We start from the raw sequence: 16948 nt of genomic DNA on the forward strand, positions 1-16948 counted from the left end.
AGAGCGATTCAGAGTACAGGATCACGGCCAGGAGGTCTCAGGCGTACCGGTATGCGGTTATCACTTTAAGCTGGCCCGATAGCCGTCAGTATCGGCTATGCTACCCGCCCGCAGATTTGCAAGGAGACAGCTGGTGAGCTGGTACGAAAAGGACACTTTGACCGCACTACAGGCCAAGGAGCAGGCACAGAAGCTGGCTTTCGCTCCCATCGCTTTCCAGGCGGCCCGCAGCCTGGATGAACTGGGTATCCTCACCGAACTGGATGGCGCCTCCGACGGCCTCGACGCAGCGGCGATTGCGGCGCGTTGCGGGGTATCCGAATACGGGGTGGCGGTGCTGCTCGATATGGGGCTGAGTGCTCAGATCGTGACGCAGGACAGTGAACGCCGCTATCACCTGGCCCGGCTCGGGCATTTTCTGCTGCACGACGGCATGACCCGCGCCAACATGGGTTTCACCGCTGACGTGTGTTATCGCGCCATGTCCCATCTGAGCGAAGCCATACGCAGCGGCACGCCCGCCGGGCTCAAGGAGCTGGGTGACTGGCCGACCATCTACGAAGGTCTCTCGCGGCTGCCTGCAGAGATTCGCCAGAGCTGGCTCGACTTTGATCATTTCTACAGTGACCGGGCTTTTCCAAGGTTGCTTAAAAAGGTACTGGGTGAGCGGCCTGCGCACCTGATCGATATTGGTGGCAATACCGGCAAATGGGCGCTGCAGTGCTGTGCTCACGATGAGCAGGTGCAGGTGACCATCGTTGACCTGCCGGGTCAGATCGACCTTGCGATGAATAACGCCCACGCAGCTGGCTATGCTGACCGCATCCACGGGCATCCGCTGGATATCCTCGACCTGCGGCAACCATTACCCACGCATGGCGATGTCTGGTGGATGAGTCAGTTCCTGGATTGCTTCTCGCCGATGGAAATTCTCGGCATTCTGCGTCGCGTGCGCACCGCCATGCCAGCCGATGCCAGCGTCTACATTCTCGAAATGTTCTGGGACTGCCAGGACTTCGAGGCCGCTGCCTACAGCCTCAACGCCACCTCGCTGTATTTCACCTGTCTGGCCAACGGCAACAGCCGCTTCTACCGCAGCGATGAGTTTCTGGACATCGTCAGAGAGGCTGGCTTCAGCGTTGCCGAGCAGGTGAACGGGATAGGTCTGGGGCATACGCTGCTGCGTCTGGTGGCTGCCTGATGCGGCCCGCAATGCAAGGCTCGGGTTTGTTACAAAGAACAGGGCACATCTGGATGACCGAAAAACCAGGCTTTATCAACGGCGATATTGTCGCGGGTGGTATTCGTTCACTGCTGATATTCAAATCTTGGGGCAATTGACATGACCGCAGAGTTACACCTGCAAGCGGCCATTCTGCCGCTCTTTATACTGCTCAGTATTGCGCTGGCCTGGGTGTGCCGCCGACAGTTACTGAATCCACGGTGTCATGGGTTCTACCGGTTTTTCGCCTTTGAAGGCATTCTCTGGCTGTTCCTCAATGCGCTGCCGCTCTGGCATCACGAGATGTTCTCCATGGCGCAGATAGCATCCCTGTTGCTGATGCTACTGGCGCTGGGTCTGGTGGCAGGTGGCGTGCACGCTTTGCGTCGTCACGGCGGCGCGAGTGTCAGGCAGCAAGCGGAGGAGAATTTCGCTTTTGAAAACACCAGCACGCTGGTGACCCAGGGCGTTTTCGCTTATATCCGCCACCCCATGTACACCTCGCTGCTCCTGCTGAACTGGGGGCTGGTGCTGAAACGGGCCGAGCCTGACGCCATCGTCATTGCGCTGGTGGTGTCGGCTGCGCTGTATCTCACGGCACGCGCGGAAGAGCAGGAAAACCACGCGTTTTTCGGCCCCTGCTATCGAGATTACTCAAAACGCAGCGGCATGTTTCTGCCCATGTTCTGATCTGCAGGGCTACAGATCCGCGCCCTCGTCGCTGATGGTGACGGCGGTCAGCTGCCCGGTCAGCAGCGTCTGGTCGCCGGTGCTCAGAGTGAAGGCATAAAGCGAGCTGTCGGCATTGTGGGCGAGCATCCTTGCTTCGATATGCAGGGAGCCCGCAATACTGTCGAGCGTATCGACATGGGCAGCGAGTTTTGAGGCTACGGCGATAAAGCCCTTGCGTGGCCGTGCGTCTGTCGTGTCTGACAGGAGCAGCCGTGCATGGGCGGCCATGGCCTGAGCGGCATACTCGACGCCGGCAAATACCGATAACATGCCGGCATCGCGCAACGGGTTATCCCGCTGCAGATGACTCCTGCTCTGGCAGTGAATACTCTGCTCATCCCAACGAATGATGGAATCCACCAGGACCATCGGGGCGTTATGGGGCAGGAGGTCGGCAATTGGCGGCATGGGAGCAGGGGAGCGGTGGGTATGCATGGAATCAATCAGGTGGTGTCGTGGAGAAAGGAGCAATCATAGCCCATGTCTGAGTCGTTTATCGTCGCAGCTGATGCGCCCTGCGTGCAGGGGCATTTTCCGGGTATGCCAGTGGTGCCCGGTGCCTGGCTACTGGGCAAGGTGCACGCTACATTACTGGCCCGCTACCCGGATTGCCGCGTGGAAGAAGTAAAGAAGGTCAAGTTTCTTGCGCCACTGCTACCTGACCAGCCAGCACAGATCAGTGTGGATGACAGCCGCTGGCCGCGTGTGCAGGCGAGCATACAGCGCCTGGATCAAGCGGCAGAGCCCGTGCCGATCCTGGACGCCTCGTTTGTGATGGCGTCTGTTTAGTCTCTGGATTCGCGGGGATAGTTGAGCTCAATAGTGACGCTTGGCTGCTCTGCGGAGAGCCTTACGATGGCATGCTCGAAGCGTTGGCTGCGCCGTTTGCGGTCAGGGCTCAGGCTGCTGGCATAGGGTTCCGTCGGACGACCTCTGCCACTCAGGTTGAGCGCTTCATTGCCATCCTGATCAACGAAGGCGCGGATGGCATAATCGCCGGGCGGAATGTTCAGCCCGATTTCTGCCGTGGTTGATTCAGGCAACTGGGTGCGCAGGAGCAGGGCGGGTTCACCCTCCCAGCCTTCAGCGCTGGCCGGATAAACCGCGGTGTAAAGCGGCAGCCCCGGCGAGTCATTGCCAGCGACCAGCAGCTGAAACGGGCTCGCAGTGGACGGACCGCATACCAACAGGATAGTGATGCCGGTCACGAAGATATGCAGTGCTTTCAACCAAGCTGTTCGATCGCGCATGCAGTTCCCGGTGATTCACTCAAGTCATGTTAGAATTTCGCGCAGTCTAGCATGGCTCATTGCCCCGCTATTTATCGGCCGACGCGACCCAGGGAGAGGATAGTTTTGCCGGATTCGATTAGTAAAAAGCGTGTGCTGGTGATCCATTATTCGCAGACAGGCCAGCTGGATCGCGTGGCGCAATCGGTTGCCGCGCCCTTGCTCGATGATGAGGCTGTGCTGGTGGATTTCCTGCCCGTCAGGCCCGTCGAGGCCTATCCCTTTCCCTGGCCATTTCTGCAATTCATCAACACCTTTCCCGAGTCCGCACATCAGGTCCCCTGTCCGCTGGATGTGCAGGCCGAGCATTTGCAGCCAGGCTACGATCTGGTGATCCTGGCTTATCAGGTGTGGTACCTGGCCCCGTCCATTCCCATCTCTTCCTTCTTGCAATCGGATACGGCAGCAAGACTGCTGGCCGATACCCCGGTCGTGACCGTGATTGCCTGCCGCAACATGTGGCTGCAGGCACAGGAAAAAGTGAAGGCGCATCTGCAGCGATGCGGCGCCAGATTGGTTGGCAATATTGCGCTGGTCGATGCCGCAGGCAGTATTGCCAGCTTCTTTGCCACACCCCTATGGGTACTCACCGGACGCAAGGGGCCGCACTGGTTCGGGCTGGTGCCCAGCGCGGGGGTGAGTCAGGAGGATGTTGATGGCGCACAGCGTTTTGGCGAGACGCTACGCCAGCGACTGCTCGGTTCCATGCCGCTGGAAGGCGATGTACTGGACGGGCTGGATGCCGCTCCGGTTAACGACAAGCTAATCCTCAGTGAGAAAATAGGCACCCGCAGTTTCTATCTATGGGGCAAATTGTTTTTGGCCTGCGGCGGGCCGGACAGTATGATTCGCACGCCCCTAGCTGCCCTGTATACCGTGTTTCTGCTGTTGATGATCGTGACTGTCGTACCGATAACCGCAGTGCTGAAGTGGCTGTTCTCGCCCTTATTGAAAAAGCGCATTGCCCGGCAAAAGGCCTATTACGCCGGATCAGCCGAGTCTGCTGGAGACTAAGAGCCCCTGAACAACGCGGCGTGTTCGAGCGCAGCAGTGTTCACGGATTCTCTAATAAAATCAGGATGTTATAGAAACAATGCCAGCACAGTCCGTTTATATCACCCGTACGGCCAGTTTCCTGCCCAATGCGCCAGTCGATAACGACGACATGGAGCAGATTCTCGGACAGGTCGGCAGTCGTCCATCACGGTCGCGCCGACTGATTCTGCGCAACAACCAGATCAAGACCCGTTACTACGCCATCGATCCGTTGACCGGCAAACACAATTACAGCAACGCGCAGCTGTGTGCCGAGGCCGTGCGCGGTTTGTTCGACGAAACGATTACCTCTGCCGATATGCAATGCCTGGCGGCGGCAAGCAGTTATCCCGACCAGATCATGCCGGGCCATGCGTCCATGGTGCATGGCGAGCTGGGCTCGCCTCCCTGTGAGATCGCCAGTGTCTCAGGGGTGTGTGTCAGTGGCATGACAGCCATGAAATACGCCTGGCTCAACGTTGCCGCCGGGCAGCATTCTACGGCTGTGGCGGCCGCTTCCGAAGCGCCTTCCTATGCGATGAAGGCGGAGAACTTCGAGCCCGAGCTGGAGCACAAGATCGCTGCGCTGGAAACCAATCCCGAAATCGCCTTCGAGAAGGATTTCCTGCGCTGGATGCTGTCAGACGGCGCTGGCGCAGTGCTGATGCAGTCGGAACAGCCTGAGGGGCTGGCGCTGCGAATCGACTGGATAGACAACCTGTCCTACGCCAACGAAGAAAGCACCTGCATGTATGCCGGTGCCCGCAAGGAAGCGGATGGCTCGCTCACCGGCTGGCAGGCGGTGGACCGGACTGTCTGCAATGGCGAGAGCTTTCTGGCCATCAAGCAGGACGTAAAGCAGCTCAACGAAAACATCACCTTCTACACCGTTACCCGTACCTTGCCTGTGCTGCAGAAAAAACACGCGCTTGAAGCGGGGCAGATAGATCATTTCGTGCCGCATTATTCGTCGCATTATTTTCGTGGCCGGTTGGATGAGGCGATGAGGGCAGTCGACTTTAGGATCGACCAGTCTCGCTGGTTCACCAATCTGTCGGCGAAGGGTAATACCGGCGCCGCGTCCATCTACATCATGATCGATGAGCTGTTCAAAAGCGGCCGCCTGCAGCCCGGCGAGAAGATTCTGTGTTACATCCCTGAAAGCGGGCGTTTCTCGGTTTCCTATATGTTGCTGACGGTCGTTTAACACCATGCGCATTGATGAGGTGCCGCAGGACCAGTCCAGCACCTATGCCGGGCACAAGAAACTGCTGTACGCCAAGGATCCGTCCGGTGCTTACACAGGTGTGCAGTCCTCCGGCTGGGAAGCCGAGGCGAATGCAACGCTGGATGCTGTCGCGCTTTATAGAGCCCTTGCTGACCAGGCCCGGGCAGAGGTACAAGCCGGCCGGAAATCGCCGCTGTATTTCCACATGTATGACTGTCGCATGGACCTGCCATTACTTGCCCAGCTGACCGGGCTGTGGCGCTGGCGAATCAGGCGCCATTTCAAGCCGAAGGTTTTTGCCGGTTTGAGCCAATCGGTGCTGTCGCGCTATGCGAAGGCCATGGATAAGACGATCAGCGAACTCAAAGCCCTGCCGGAACCGCGCCCATGAATTTTCAGCACACCCAGTCGGCTCACTGCGAAAGCGGCGCCATCTCGGCACTTTTGACCCATCACGGTTTGCCGATCTCCGAGCCGATGGCGTTTGGTCTGGCCAATGCACTGGCGTTTGCCTACGTCCCGATCGTCAAGCTGGGCGGCCAGCCGCTGATTGCCTATCGCCTGCCGCCACGCTTCATCATCCGGAATCTCTGCAAACGGCTGGGCGTGCAGGTAGGTTTCCACACATTCAAGGACCCGCTGCAGGCGACCCATGCGCTGGACGATATGCTGGCGGCCGACACCCCGGTGGGATTGCAGACGTCGGTGTATTACCTGCCGTATTTTCCTGAAGAGATGCGCTTCCACTTCAACGCGCATAATTTGCTGGTATATGGCAAGGAAGATAACCAGTACCTGGTCAGCGACCCGATATTTGAAGAACCCACCCGGATTGGCCTGCGCGATCTGAACAAGGCGCGCTTTGTGCGCGGCCCGCTGGCGCCCAACGGGATGATGTACAGCATCACATCCGTGCCGCAGCAGCTGGATTATCCCCGGCTGATCCGCGATGCAATCGGCAAGAACGTCAAGGTCATGACCGGTGCGCCCTTGCCGGTAATCGGCATACGCGGCATCCGCTATCTGGCGGGCAAGATCGAGCGGCTGAAGGGCACCGAGCAGGAGCAGCGGCTGTTTCTCGGGCATATCGTGCGCATGCAGGAAGAGATCGGAACTGGCGGCGCTGGATTCCGGTTTATCTATGCCTCGTTCCTGCAGGAAGCCGCGACCAAACTGGGTGACCAGAGGCTGGCCGATGCATCAGAGATGATGACAGCGGTGGGCGACACCTGGCGAGAGTTTGCGTTACTGGTGGCCAAACAGTGCAAGAGCGGTCAGCAGGGCGGACGCCAGCTGCTTGCTGACAAGTTACGCGACTGTGCCGAGCAGGAAGCTGCCGTCTGGCAGGACCTGAAACGCTGGGTCAAGGCGCCGCGCTAATCACGACTGCACAGTACTGACCGCTGGCTTTTTTGCCCAGGTGAATGGCTGACTGGTTGTCGGCCACCAGTGCGGTCAGTGCCGCGCCTGAAAATACCCCGTGGGGCAAAGCCTGTGCGGGAAATGCCTGCCAACGCCTGTTCGCCAGCAGCTCCTGCTCCCCTGAATCCGGGCTGAAACCAAGCTGAATAGGCAGCCCATCGTTTTGCTCCAGCCACGCAGCCAGTTGCCCCGCGCCATTCAGATAGCAGGGCAGCTCCATTTGGGTCTGCGCCGCGCTGTCATGTGCCAGCTCGAGCAATAACCAATGGCTTCCCTCGTACACACTCGCGGTATCGGCGGGCGCATGCATCCGCTCCAGCTGCTGCGCTATGGGCATGGCGATATCATCGAACGCGCCGACCAGCGCCGTGCTCACACGCCCAGCCAGCAAGTCCATACCGGCATGCAGCAGGGCCGCCTCAAAGGAGGTGTCCGAGTCCGAGACCATCACCGCATTGCCATTGAGCTGCAGCAGGCGGGTCAGGTAATAGCCGGCGGAGTTCGAAAGGGTATTAACGAAGTGCAGGGGCTTGGGCAGCTCACCCTGCTGCTGGATATGCCGCATGGTGGCGGAGGGTGTGCTGATCGCGCCGGAGTTGGTGCTCAGGTACACGCCGGTATCGGCAGGCAATTGGCGACCGGCCACACAGTTCAGTCCACCCGCCAGGCAGAGCTGGATATAGCGGTCGATGCGGCGGATGCGTTCCGGATGCCAGCGTGCGATCAGCGCAGTCAGATCCACCAGCTGTGGGTCAGCTGCATCAATGCTGTGTAGCAGACTGTAGTGGCTGCTGATCAGGATGCGCATGTTGCCGCCTCGTTGCCGGGGTAGTGAATCACCAGCACATTATTGTTGCCGCCGAAGGCGAAACTGTTGAGCAGGTAATAGCCGCTCTCGGCTGTGGTGGTTCTCTCGAGCAGGCTGATGCCGAGCGAGTCATCGCACTCCACGCTCCGGTTGCCGGGCAGCACGCCGCGTGACAGGCAGCCCAGCATCAATGCCAGCTCCAGTGCCCCGCTGGCGCCCAGGGTGTGGCCACAGAAAGGCTTCAGCGCAAACAGGGGTGGCGGGCTAGCGCCCAGCACCTGTCGTATAGCGCTGGCTTCGGCTTCGTCATTCTTCAATGAAGCGGTGGCATGTGCCTTGATGCCCTTGATCTGTGCGCTGTCTATGCCGCTGTCCTGCAATGCCTGCCGGATGACCTTGGCCAGTTCCATGCCGTCGACATTGGCAGCGGTCAGGCTGTGGTTATCGGTGGCAATGGCGCCACCAATCAGCCGCGGCGCGTTTGTCGCAGCCTGTTGCGGATGGCTGAGCAGCACACAACCAATCGCCTCACCGAGCAGCAGGCCGTCGCGGTCCCGCTCGAACGGGCGCATACGCTCTGAAGGGCTGAGCAGCCCCAGTCCGGCAAAGCCCAGGATGCTGGTGAGATTTCTCCATTCCAGCCCGATAACCAGCGCGTGATCAACCAGCCCGGCACTGATCAGCCGCTGGCCATAAAGCAGGGCGTTGGCGCTTGACGTGCAGGCAGTGCTGTAGCTGAAGCGGTATGCACCCAAGCCCAGCTCATTGCCCAGGTTCTCGACCAGTCTGCCGTAGCCGATAACCGCCATGGGCACCGCAGCGTCGCCGCGTTGCAGCAAGTCGTTCTGATAGAGCTGTTCGGAGACGTGTACGTCAAAGGACGAGGAACCCAACAGTATCGCGGTGCGCTGCCTGGCCGGCGCGTCCAGCCCGCCCTTGGCCAGCACACCGGCAGCAATCTCATGCAGGCTGCGGTAAACGTCCGGCTCGCTGTCCGACTCGCTGGCATCGGCTTGAGGGATGGCGAAGTAGGGTAGCGTCAGGGGCTCGTTGAGCTGATCAAATTGGCGCTGACCGACCGCCACGCCGCCAGCCAGTAGCTGATCGACACAGGTCTCGACACCGCGACCCAGCGCGCAATAAGCGTCGAATGCTGTGAGGCAAGCGTGCATCAGCCGCGGCGGTCCTGGATGGTCTTCGCCAACGTATTGATCGACGCCATGGCCTTGCGCGCATCGGTGGAGCCTTCGATGCGCACGCCATACTGGGCCTTGATCGCCATGCAAATCTGCAGCACGTCGAGTGAGTCCAGATCCAGCTTGCCGCCGAGCAGGCGCTCGTCATCCGTGATGTCTTCCGGGCTGAACTCAGGCTTGTCGCACTCTTCGATAATCAATGCTTTCAGAGCCCGTTTCAGCTCGGTGTTTGACTCATCCATGATGATTGCTTCTCCTCAGCAAAAGTGTTGCCAGCGTTCCCATAAGGACGCCAAACATACATAAACGAAAACAGTAGCCGATGATATCCCCCGGCGTGCCCTGTCTGACCAGCACCTCAAGAAAGCCTTCCAGTGCCCAATTCATCGGCGATAACGCGGCAATATCCTGCATTGCCGATGGCATCAGAAAGGTCGGGATCATGATGCCGCTGAGGGCGGCCAGCAGAATATTCACGCCGCCGCTGATAACCGTGGCCTGCTCCACCGTACGTGCGGTGGCGGCGACCAGACTGGCGACCGACAGGGCGACAAAGCTGGTGGCGACGCCTATCAACAGCAAGGCGGGCAGGCTGACCTGCAGCGACAGCCCGCGTGAGCCCAGCAGCGGCAACAGCCATGCGCCCAGAGCCAGCATCAGCGCCAGTTGCAGCAGATTGACGATGCCATAGGGCAACAGCTTTGCCAGATAGATGGTCGGCAGTGAAGCGCCAAGCGTCTGCAGGCGCATCAGGGTGCGTTCGCTACGATCCTGAATAACGGTCGTGGACAACGGAATGGCGATCATGAACATGGCGAAAATCAGCCAGCCAGAGACGTTCTGCTGCACAGCGTTGGGGCTGCTGGTCGAAGTGCCGGGCAGTTCGCTGATGAAGTCCTTGCGCAGCAGCTCCTCGCGGGCATAAGCGTCGTCGTAACCCAGCTCGTACGCAATCAGGCGCGTGTAGTACTCGGCAAATGCCTGATGTGTGGCAGCGCGAATCAGCTCGCGCTCGCGCATCCCCAGATCGGCGGCAAAGCCCAGGCTCAGGCCACTGGCGCCGGGCGTATCCAAGCGGGACTCAAAATCATCAGCCACGATCAGCACAAAACTGCGCCCGCTGAGCTTCAACGGCGACTCGGCAGTGCCGGGTTGCAGGTCGAAAAGTGCGGTTGCGCGCAGGGTAGCGAGGAAGTCTTCGCTGGCTTCGGAAGGCGTCTCGGGCGTGACCAGATAGCCCTTGAACTGCAGCGGTTGACTGTCACCAAAATAGTCGGCCAGCGCCAGTGACATGATGACTACGAAAGCACCGGGCATCAGAAACAGCAGCAACAGCGCATGCCAGTCACGCAGCAGTAACCGCAGCTCCTTGCGTAGCGAAGCGGCGAAGGCGGTCATGACGCGGCGCTCGTTTTAGGCGTGCTGGTCAGCGCCAGATAGATGTCCTCAAGCGCCTGGGTGCCATAGCGGATATGGGTGTACTGCAGGCCGGCCTCTTCGAGCATGCCGAGCAAGGCAGCGACGCTCGTGCCCGGTGGCAGTTCGAAACGCCACCAGTGATTGGCCAGCTGGCAGGCGTTGAAGCGCCTGGCCAGTTGTACCGGCGGCACTTTGTACAGCTTGAGCGACACCTGTTGCTGGGCATCTTCGAGCAGCGAGTCCATATCGCCGTGCAGTACCAGCCTGCCTTCATGCAGCACGGCAACCTTGTTGCACAGGTGCTCGACTTCGCTCAGCAGGTGCGAGGTATAGATGATGCCCACGCCCTCATGATTCAGCTCGCGGACAGTGTCCAGCAGCAGCTTGCGCGTCTGTGGGTCCACGTTGGCGGTAGGCTCGTCCAGAATCAGCAATTGCGGACGGGCCAGCAGGGCAATGGCGAAATTCAGCCGGCGTTTGAGCCCGCCGGAGTATTGGGCGGCACGCTGGTGCTGTTCGGAGGCCAGCGCACATTGCGCCAATACATGATCAACCGCCTGTTTCGCCGCTCTGCCGGTCAAGCCCTGCACGCCGGCAAAGTAGTTCAGGTTTTCCCGACCGCTCAGGCGTGGATAGAAGGCATATTCCTGAGGGACCAGCGCGATGCGGCGATCACCCAGGCGTACCGGGGTTTCATTGAGCAGGATGCTGCCCTGCGCCGGTTTCAACAGACCGGTGATCAGCGACACGAGGGTGGTCTTGCCAGCGCCGTTGGGGCCCAGCAGCCCAAGCATGTCGCCTTCGTCAAGCCGCAGACTGACGTCAGCCAGTAGAGCAGGCTGCTGGCGGTAACCAAAGGTCAGCTGGTCAATGTGCAGCAAGGTTATCGACTCAACTCAACAACAACGCGTCGTCCGAGAGCTTCTCTCCGCGCACCTTCTCGAACATCTGCAGCAAGTCAGGCACATCCAGACCCTTGCGCTCGACACCGGCCACATCCAGAACCACCTGGCCCTGGTGCAGCATTACCGTGCGGTCGCCCACATCCAGTGCCTGACGCATGCTGTGGGTGACCATCATGGTGGTGAGCTTTTTTTCCTCTACGATGCGCGCGGTCAATTGCAGAACGAAGTCAGCGGTACGCGGATCGAGGGCTGCGGTGTGTTCGTCCAGCAGCAGAATGCGCGATGGCTGTATCGCCGCCATCAGCAGGCTGACGGCCTGACGCTGACCACCGGAGAGCAGACCGATACGGTCGGTCAGGCGATTTTCCAGACCCAGCCCCAGAGTGGAGAGGCGTCCACGGAATTCGTCACGCATTTCCTTTTGCACCGCCCGGCGCAGACCGCGGCGGCCGCCACGCTGTTGAGCGAGGGCGAGGTTTTCCTCAATGGTCAGGTCTTCACAGGTGCCCGCCATGGGATCCTGGAAAACCCGGGCCACGCGGTCGGCGCGGCTCCAGACCGGCAGACGGGTCACGTCGTCCCCATCGATCAGGATCGTGCCGCTGTCCACCGGCAGGTCGCCGGACACTGCATTGAGGAAGGTCGACTTGCCCGCACCGTTGGTGCCGATCACGGTCACAAACTGCCCGGTAGGAATCTCCAGCGACAACCCCTGCAGCGCCTTGGTCTCGATGGGCGTGCCGTGGTTGAAGGTGATCTTCAGGTTCTGTGCGCTGAGCATCAGTTATATCTCCTGCGGGTCAGACGTTGCTTGATCAGCGGAATGACCAGCGCGATCACCACCAGCACTGCGGTAATCAGGTTCAGGTCCTGAGCCTGCAGACCAATGAAATCACTGTTCAGGGCCAGCGCGATGAAGAAGCGGTAGATCACCGCGCCGATCACCACCGCCAGCGTCAGATAGAAGATGCGCCGTGCGGGAATGATGCTCTCACCGATGATGACCGCCGCCAGACCAATCACGATGGTGCCGATACCCATGGAGATATCCGCGCCGCCCTGGGTCTGCACGAAGAGTGCGCCGGCCAGGCCGACCAGCGCATTGGAGATAGCCATGCCAAGAATCACCATGGCGCCGGTATTCACGCCCTGGGCGCGACTCATGCGCGGGTTGGAGCCGGTCGCGCGGATGGCCAGGCCTTGGCGGGTGGCGAAATAAGCGTCCAGCAGCAGCTTGGCCAGGATGACAATGACCAGCAGGATCAGCGGCCGCGCAACATAATCAGTCAGCCATTCGGGCTGCAGGATGCTGAACATGGTGGGCTCCATGATCAGCGGAATATTCGGGCGACCCATGATGCGCAGGTTGATGGAATACAGCGCAATCATCATCAGGATACTGGCCAGCAGATCCATGATCTTCAGGTGCACGTTGAGCACCGCAGTGATCATACCGGCCAGCGCGCCAGCCAGGGTCGCAATGATCGTGGCCAGGAAGGGGTCCATACCGCTGGCGATCAGTACCGCGCAGACCGCGCCGCCCAGAGGGAAGCTGCCGTCCACGGTCAGATCGGGGAAGCGCAGCAGACGAAACGATATGAACACACCCAGCGCCACCAGACTGAAGATCAGGCCGACTTCAAGGGCGCCAAACAGGGAAAACAATGACATGGGATGTTAAGCCTTTGGTGAGCGGCTGCGCCGGCGCGTGTGCACCGGCGCAAAACAGATCAGTCGATGATCTCGGCGGCCGAGTCCACCAGCTCCTGGGACAGGGTCACACCCTGAGCCTTGGCGGCGGAGCGGTTGATATACAGGCTCAGCTCACCGCTTTTTTCCGGTGCGATGGTGCCTGGGGCTTCACCTTCCAGCACACGCACTGCCAGCTTGCCGGCCTGCACACCGTGCTGGTAGTAATCGATGCCCATGGCGGCAATGGCGCCGCGCTTGACGCTGTCCGTATCGGAGGCGATCAGCGGGGTCTTGGTATCCATGCCCACCTTGACCAGCGACTCATACGCCGACACCACGTTGTTGTCGGTGCTGGTATAGATCACGTCGACCTTGCCGACCAGGCTGCGGGCTGCGGAGCCGACATCCACGGTACGCGGAGCGGCCGCTTCAACCAGGGTCATGCCCAGGGTCGGCAGCAGCTCGCGCAGGCGCTCGACCACGACCACGGAGTTGGCTTCGCCGGGGTTGTAGACCATACCCACGCGCTTGGCTTCTGGCAGCACGCGCTTGATCAGCTCCATCTGACGGTCCAGTTCCAGCTCGTCGGATACGCCGGTGACGTTGCTGCCGGAGGCTTCCCAATTACGTACCAGCTGGGCAGCAACCGGGTCGGTCACCGCAGCAAACACTACGGGTACGGATTTGGTGCTGGCTACGACGGACTGCGCGGAGGGTGTGGCGATCGCGACGATTACGTCGGGCTTGTCACCGACAAACTTGCGCGCGATCTGACCTGCCGTGGCGGTGTTGCCCTGGGCTGTCTGGTATTGCCACTTGAGGTTGTCGCCCACGGTATAGCCGGCCTCCTCAAGGGCGGCGCGAACGCCGTCACGTACCGAGTCCAGCGCCGGGTGCTCCACGATGGCAGTAGCCGCGACCGATTTGGTCTCGGCGGCGACGCTGGAGAACGGGGTAGCCAGGGCCACAGCCAGAGCTCCGAGGGACAGCCATTTACTGATGGGTGACTTCATTTTAATTTCCTTATACGCAGGCACAGGCCAGTTGGTTATTGTTCCGTTGTCTCGGTTTACAGCGCGGCAATATGCGCGCGCTGCTCGCTCAGCTGGGCCAGCGCTTTTTCCGCCTCGGCCAGCTTGGCGCGCTCCTTGTCGATAACTGCAGGCGGCGCCTTGTCGACAAAGCCAGCATTGGACAGTTTGCCACCAATGCGCTTGACCTCGCCTTCGAGTTTGCCGATTTCCTTGTCCAGACGCGCCAGTTCGGCGGTCTTGTCGATCAGCCCGGCCATGGGCACCAGCACTTCCAGCTCGCCAACCAGCGCAGTAGCCGACAAGGGTGCCTCGTCAGATTCGCCAAGCACAGTAATAGAAGAGAGCTTCGCCAGCTTCTTCAGGAAGGCTTCGTTCTCGTTCAGGCGACGCTGATCTTCGCTGTTGGCCTTGCGCAGCAGCAGCTCAAGCGGCTTGCCCGGGCCGATGTTCATTTCCGCGCGGATGTTCCGCACGCCAATGATCAGACCCTTGAGCCATTCAATATCGCTTTCGGCGACGGTATCGACGCGGCTGTCATCGCTCTGCGGCCAGGGCTGCAGCATGATGGTCTGGCCCGACTCTGCGGCCTTGATGCGGCCCGCCAGCGGCGCGATACGCTGCCAGATTTCTTCAGTGATAAAGGGCATGAAGGGGTGGGCCAGACGCAGCGCGGTTTCCAGTACGCGCACCAGGGTGCGGCGCGTACCGCGCTGGCGCTCGGCCGGTGCGTTCTCGTCCCACAATACCGGCTTGGACAGCTCCAGATACCAGTCGCAGTACTGGTTCCATATGAACTCATAAATCGCCTGGGCGGCCATGTCGAAACGGAACTGATCCAACTGGCGGGTTACTTCCGCCTCGGTGCGCTGCAGCTGGGAGATAATCCACCGGTCAGCCAGCGTCAGTTCAACCGGCTCCCCATCAACCCCCGTGTCGTTTTCCTCACACTGCATCATCACGTAACGCGCGGCGTTCCAGATCTTGTTGCAGAAGTTGCGATAGCCCTCAACGCGGCCCATGTCGAACTTGATGTCGCGGCCAGTCGAAGCGAGTGACAGGTTGGTAAAACGCAGCGCGTCAGTACCGTAGGGCGCGATGCCCTCGGGGAATTCGGCGCGGGTCTGCTTCTCGATCTTGGCTGCCAGCTTGGGCTGCATCATGCCACTGGTGCGCTTGGCCACCAGCGACTCCAGGTCGATGCCGTCCACGATATCCAGTGGGTCCAGCACGTTGCCCTTGGACTTGGACATCTTCTGACCCTGACCATCGCGCACCAGACCGTGCACATAGACAGTCTTGAACGGCACCTGCGCGCTGCCGTCCTCATGCTTCATCAGATGCATGGTCAGCATGATCATCCGCGCAACCCAGAAGAAGATGATGTCAAAACCCGTCACCAGCACATCGGTGGGGTGGAAGGTCTTCAGCGCCTGGGTCTGCTCGGGCCAGCCGAGGGTTGAGAAGGTCCACAGGCCGGAACTGAACCAGGTATCCAGTACGTCCTCATCCTGGCGCAGCGTGGCGTCGCCGAGGTTGTGCTTGGCGCGCACTTCGGCCTCGTTGCGGCCCACATACACATTGCCGGCTTCGTCATACCAGGCCGGAATGCGGTGACCCCACCACAGCTGGCGGGAAATACACCAATCCTGAATGTCGCGCATCCAGCTGAAATACATGTTCTCGTACTGCTTGGGCACGAACTGGATGCGGCCATCTTCCACGGCGGCGATCGCAGGCTCGGCCAGCGGCTTGGTGGACACATACCACTGATCGGTCAGCCAGGGCTCGATCACCACGCCGGAGCGGTCGCCCTTGGGCACCTTGAGTGCGTGCGGCTCGATCTTCTCCAGCAGGCCGGCGGCGTCGAAGTCCTCGACGATACGCTTGCGCGCCTCGAAGCGATCCAGTCCGGCATAGGCGGCGGGCAGGGTGGCATCCACTTCATCATTGACGCTGCCATCGATATTGAACACCTGGGCGCGGGCCAGTACCGCCGCGTCCTTGTCCAGAATGTTGATCAGCGGCATCTTGTGGCGTTTGCCGACTTCATAGTCATTGAAGTCATGCGCCGGGGTGATCTTCACGCAACCGGTACCGAACTCAGGGTCGCAATAATCATCGCCGACAATCGGAATGCGCCGGCCAACCAGCGGCAGCTCGACGAACTTGCCGATCAGCGCCTGATAACGCTCGTCTTCAGGGTTCACCGCGACGGCTGTATCACCCAGCATGGTTTCCGGACGCGTGGTGGCAACGATAAGATAGTTCTTGCCATCAGCAGTGGTCGCCCCATCGGCCAGGGGATAACGCAGATTCCACAGCGAACCGGTCTCGTCGTGGTTCTCCACTTCAAGATCGGAAATCGCGGTGTGCAGTTTCGGGTCCCAGTTCACCAGACGCTTGCCGCGGTAGATCAGGCCGTCTTCATGCAAACGCACAAAGGCTTCCTGAACCGCCTCGGACATGCCTTCATCCATGGTGAAGCGTTCACGGCTCCAGTCCACCGAACTGCCCAGCCGGCGAATCTGGCGGGTAATGTTGCCGCCGGACTCTGCCTTCCATTCCCAGACCTTTTCCAGAAACTTGTCGCGGCCCAGGTCATGACGGGACTGACCCTGCGCAGCAAGCTGGCGCTCAACCACCATCTGCGTCGCGATACCGGCGTGATCGGTACCAGGCTGCCACAGCGTGTTGCGGCCCTGCATCCGGCGGAAGCGGATCAGCGCATCCATGATCGCGTTGTTGAACCCGTGGCCCATGTGCAGGCTGCCGGTCACGTTCGGCGGCGGCAGCGCGATGGTGTACGACTCGCCGGAGCCCTGCGGAGCAAAGTAATTATTCTGCTCCCAGGTCTGGTACCAGGAAGATTCGATGGCGTGCGGCTGGTAGGTTTTTTCCATGGGTGTTTGGCTGTCCGGTGATGGCTGGCGACTTTAACGCGGTACCACAGCATGCCACGCATAGCC

18 protein-coding genes are annotated in these 16948 nt (G+C 60.3%); 7 read left to right on the plus strand and 11 right to left on the minus strand.

The genetic code is table 11. The features are described 5' to 3' along the window. Positions 1–133 precede the first annotated feature (133 nt). Positions 134–1201, plus strand: coding sequence for a methyltransferase (locus HG264_RS16485; RefSeq protein WP_169408615.1), 1068 nt, complete (start codon positions 134–136; stop codon positions 1199–1201). Between the two features lie 141 nt (positions 1202–1342). Beyond that, the gene (locus HG264_RS16490; protein ID WP_169408616.1) at positions 1343–1912 is read left to right on the plus strand and encodes an isoprenylcysteine carboxylmethyltransferase family protein; all 570 of its coding nucleotides are present in this window, start codon (positions 1343–1345) and stop codon (positions 1910–1912) included. Positions 1913–1921: 9 nt separating this feature from the next. Here the strand turns inward: HG264_RS16490 and HG264_RS16495 are convergent, their stop codons facing one another. Further along, positions 1922–2389, minus strand: a complete 468-nt coding sequence (locus tag HG264_RS16495) for a hydroxymyristoyl-ACP dehydratase (protein ID WP_169408617.1) — start codon at positions 2387–2389, stop codon at positions 1922–1924. A gap of 45 nt (positions 2390–2434) precedes the next feature. Between HG264_RS16495 and HG264_RS16500 the strand changes: the two genes are divergently transcribed. Further along, positions 2435–2743 (plus strand): hypothetical protein, encoded by a 309-nt coding sequence (locus HG264_RS16500; protein WP_169408618.1) that lies wholly within the window; start codon positions 2435–2437, stop codon positions 2741–2743. Here HG264_RS16500 and HG264_RS16505 read toward each other — a convergent pair. Beyond that, positions 2740–3204 (minus strand): DUF2141 domain-containing protein, encoded by a 465-nt coding sequence (locus HG264_RS16505; protein WP_169408619.1) that lies wholly within the window; start codon positions 3202–3204, stop codon positions 2740–2742. The two genes, HG264_RS16500 and HG264_RS16505, sit on opposite strands and share 4 nt — an antisense overlap. Before the next feature lie 105 nt (positions 3205–3309). On the opposite strand from HG264_RS16505, the gene HG264_RS16510 reads away from it, so the two are divergent. The 4 genes from HG264_RS16510 (at position 3310) to HG264_RS16525 (ending at position 6886) form a co-directional block, all read left to right on the plus strand. Continuing rightward, a complete protein-coding gene (locus HG264_RS16510) occupies positions 3310–4257 on the plus strand; it encodes a dialkylrecorsinol condensing enzyme (RefSeq protein ID WP_256663710.1) in 948 nt (315 codons plus the stop codon). A 79-nt stretch (positions 4258–4336) separates the two neighbouring features. Next, positions 4337–5485, plus strand: coding sequence for a beta-ketoacyl-ACP synthase III (locus HG264_RS16515; RefSeq protein ID WP_169408620.1), 1149 nt, complete (start codon positions 4337–4339; stop codon positions 5483–5485). Between the two features lie 4 nt (positions 5486–5489). Then, entirely contained in the window at positions 5490–5897 is a 408-nt protein-coding gene (locus tag HG264_RS16520) for a hypothetical protein (RefSeq protein WP_169408621.1), read from the plus strand. Continuing rightward, positions 5894–6886, plus strand: a complete 993-nt coding sequence (locus HG264_RS16525; RefSeq protein WP_169408622.1) for a BtrH N-terminal domain-containing protein — start codon at positions 5894–5896, stop codon at positions 6884–6886. The genes HG264_RS16520 and HG264_RS16525 overlap by 4 nt, the downstream gene beginning before the upstream one ends. On the opposite strand, the gene HG264_RS16530 is transcribed toward HG264_RS16525, so the two are convergent. From HG264_RS16530 to HG264_RS16570, 9 genes are read right to left on the minus strand one after another with little or no spacing between them, the layout of a single operon-like run. Further along, positions 6870–7736 carry a beta-ketoacyl synthase N-terminal-like domain-containing protein gene (locus HG264_RS16530; RefSeq protein WP_169408623.1) on the minus strand — a complete coding sequence of 289 codons (867 nt, stop codon included), beginning with the start codon at positions 7734–7736 and terminating at the stop codon, positions 6870–6872. The two genes, HG264_RS16525 and HG264_RS16530, sit on opposite strands and share 17 nt — an antisense overlap. Then, complete coding sequence (locus HG264_RS16535) at positions 7724–8908, minus strand: beta-ketoacyl synthase N-terminal-like domain-containing protein (protein WP_169408624.1); 1185 nt, start codon at positions 8906–8908, stop codon at positions 7724–7726. The genes HG264_RS16530 and HG264_RS16535 overlap by 13 nt, the downstream gene beginning before the upstream one ends. After that, positions 8908–9174 carry a phosphopantetheine-binding protein gene (locus HG264_RS16540; RefSeq protein ID WP_169408625.1) on the minus strand — a complete coding sequence of 89 codons (267 nt, stop codon included), beginning with the start codon at positions 9172–9174 and terminating at the stop codon, positions 8908–8910. The genes HG264_RS16535 and HG264_RS16540 overlap by 1 nt, the downstream gene beginning before the upstream one ends. Further along, positions 9167–10330: an ABC transporter permease gene (locus HG264_RS16545; RefSeq protein ID WP_169408626.1), complete on the minus strand. Its 1164-nt coding sequence runs from the start codon at positions 10328–10330 to the stop codon at positions 9167–9169. The genes HG264_RS16540 and HG264_RS16545 overlap by 8 nt, the downstream gene beginning before the upstream one ends. Further along, positions 10327–11232, minus strand: coding sequence for an ABC transporter ATP-binding protein (locus HG264_RS16550; RefSeq protein ID WP_169408627.1), 906 nt, complete (start codon positions 11230–11232; stop codon positions 10327–10329). The genes HG264_RS16545 and HG264_RS16550 overlap by 4 nt, the downstream gene beginning before the upstream one ends. A 10-nt stretch (positions 11233–11242) precedes the next feature. Continuing rightward, positions 11243–12037, minus strand: a complete 795-nt coding sequence (locus tag HG264_RS16555) for an ABC transporter ATP-binding protein (RefSeq protein ID WP_169408628.1) — start codon at positions 12035–12037, stop codon at positions 11243–11245. Then, positions 12037–12927 carry an ABC transporter permease gene (locus tag HG264_RS16560; protein WP_169408629.1) on the minus strand — a complete coding sequence of 297 codons (891 nt, stop codon included), beginning with the start codon at positions 12925–12927 and terminating at the stop codon, positions 12037–12039. The genes HG264_RS16555 and HG264_RS16560 overlap by 1 nt, the downstream gene beginning before the upstream one ends. 59 nt (positions 12928–12986) lie before the next feature. Beyond that, the gene (locus tag HG264_RS16565) at positions 12987–13961 is read right to left on the minus strand and encodes an ABC transporter substrate-binding protein (RefSeq protein ID WP_169408630.1); all 975 of its coding nucleotides are present in this window, start codon (positions 13959–13961) and stop codon (positions 12987–12989) included. Between the two features lie 56 nt (positions 13962–14017). Continuing rightward, positions 14018–16882, minus strand: a complete 2865-nt coding sequence (locus HG264_RS16570) for a valine--tRNA ligase (protein ID WP_169408631.1) — start codon at positions 16880–16882, stop codon at positions 14018–14020. Positions 16883–16948 lie beyond the last annotated feature (66 nt).

Source organism: Pseudomonas sp. gcc21 (assembly GCF_012844345.1).
Classification (GTDB): Bacteria; Pseudomonadota; Gammaproteobacteria; order Pseudomonadales; family Pseudomonadaceae; genus Halopseudomonas.

Excerpts from the sequence above, each read along its gene's own strand:
- HG264_RS16560 (WP_169408629.1), bottom strand. The coding sequence starts at position 12,927 with ATGTCATTGTTTTCCCTGTTTGGCGCCCTTGAAGTCGGCCTGATCTTC.
- HG264_RS16490 (WP_169408616.1), top strand. The coding sequence starts at position 1,343 with ATGACCGCAGAGTTACACCTGCAAGCGGCCATTCTGCCGCTCTTTATA.
- HG264_RS16555 (WP_169408628.1), bottom strand. The coding sequence starts at position 12,037 with ATGCTCAGCGCACAGAACCTGAAGATCACCTTCAACCACGGCACGCCC.
- HG264_RS16540 (WP_169408625.1), bottom strand. The coding sequence starts at position 9,174 with ATGGATGAGTCAAACACCGAGCTGAAACGGGCTCTGAAAGCATTGATT.
- HG264_RS16525 (WP_169408622.1), top strand. The coding sequence starts at position 5,894 with ATGAATTTTCAGCACACCCAGTCGGCTCACTGCGAAAGCGGCGCCATC.
- HG264_RS16545 (WP_169408626.1), bottom strand. The coding sequence starts at position 10,330 with ATGACCGCCTTCGCCGCTTCGCTACGCAAGGAGCTGCGGTTACTGCTG.
- HG264_RS16520 (WP_169408621.1), top strand. The coding sequence starts at position 5,490 with ATGCGCATTGATGAGGTGCCGCAGGACCAGTCCAGCACCTATGCCGGG.
- HG264_RS16570 (WP_169408631.1), bottom strand. The coding sequence starts at position 16,882 with ATGGAAAAAACCTACCAGCCGCACGCCATCGAATCTTCCTGGTACCAG.
- HG264_RS16515 (WP_169408620.1), top strand. The coding sequence starts at position 4,337 with ATGCCAGCACAGTCCGTTTATATCACCCGTACGGCCAGTTTCCTGCCC.
- HG264_RS16530 (WP_169408623.1), bottom strand. The coding sequence starts at position 7,736 with ATGCGCATCCTGATCAGCAGCCACTACAGTCTGCTACACAGCATTGAT.
- HG264_RS16505 (WP_169408619.1), bottom strand. The coding sequence starts at position 3,204 with ATGCGCGATCGAACAGCTTGGTTGAAAGCACTGCATATCTTCGTGACC.
- HG264_RS16565 (WP_169408630.1), bottom strand. The coding sequence starts at position 13,961 with ATGAAGTCACCCATCAGTAAATGGCTGTCCCTCGGAGCTCTGGCTGTG.
- HG264_RS16495 (WP_169408617.1), bottom strand. The coding sequence starts at position 2,389 with ATGCATACCCACCGCTCCCCTGCTCCCATGCCGCCAATTGCCGACCTC.
- HG264_RS16535 (WP_169408624.1), bottom strand. The coding sequence starts at position 8,908 with ATGCACGCTTGCCTCACAGCATTCGACGCTTATTGCGCGCTGGGTCGC.
- HG264_RS16500 (WP_169408618.1), top strand. The coding sequence starts at position 2,435 with ATGTCTGAGTCGTTTATCGTCGCAGCTGATGCGCCCTGCGTGCAGGGG.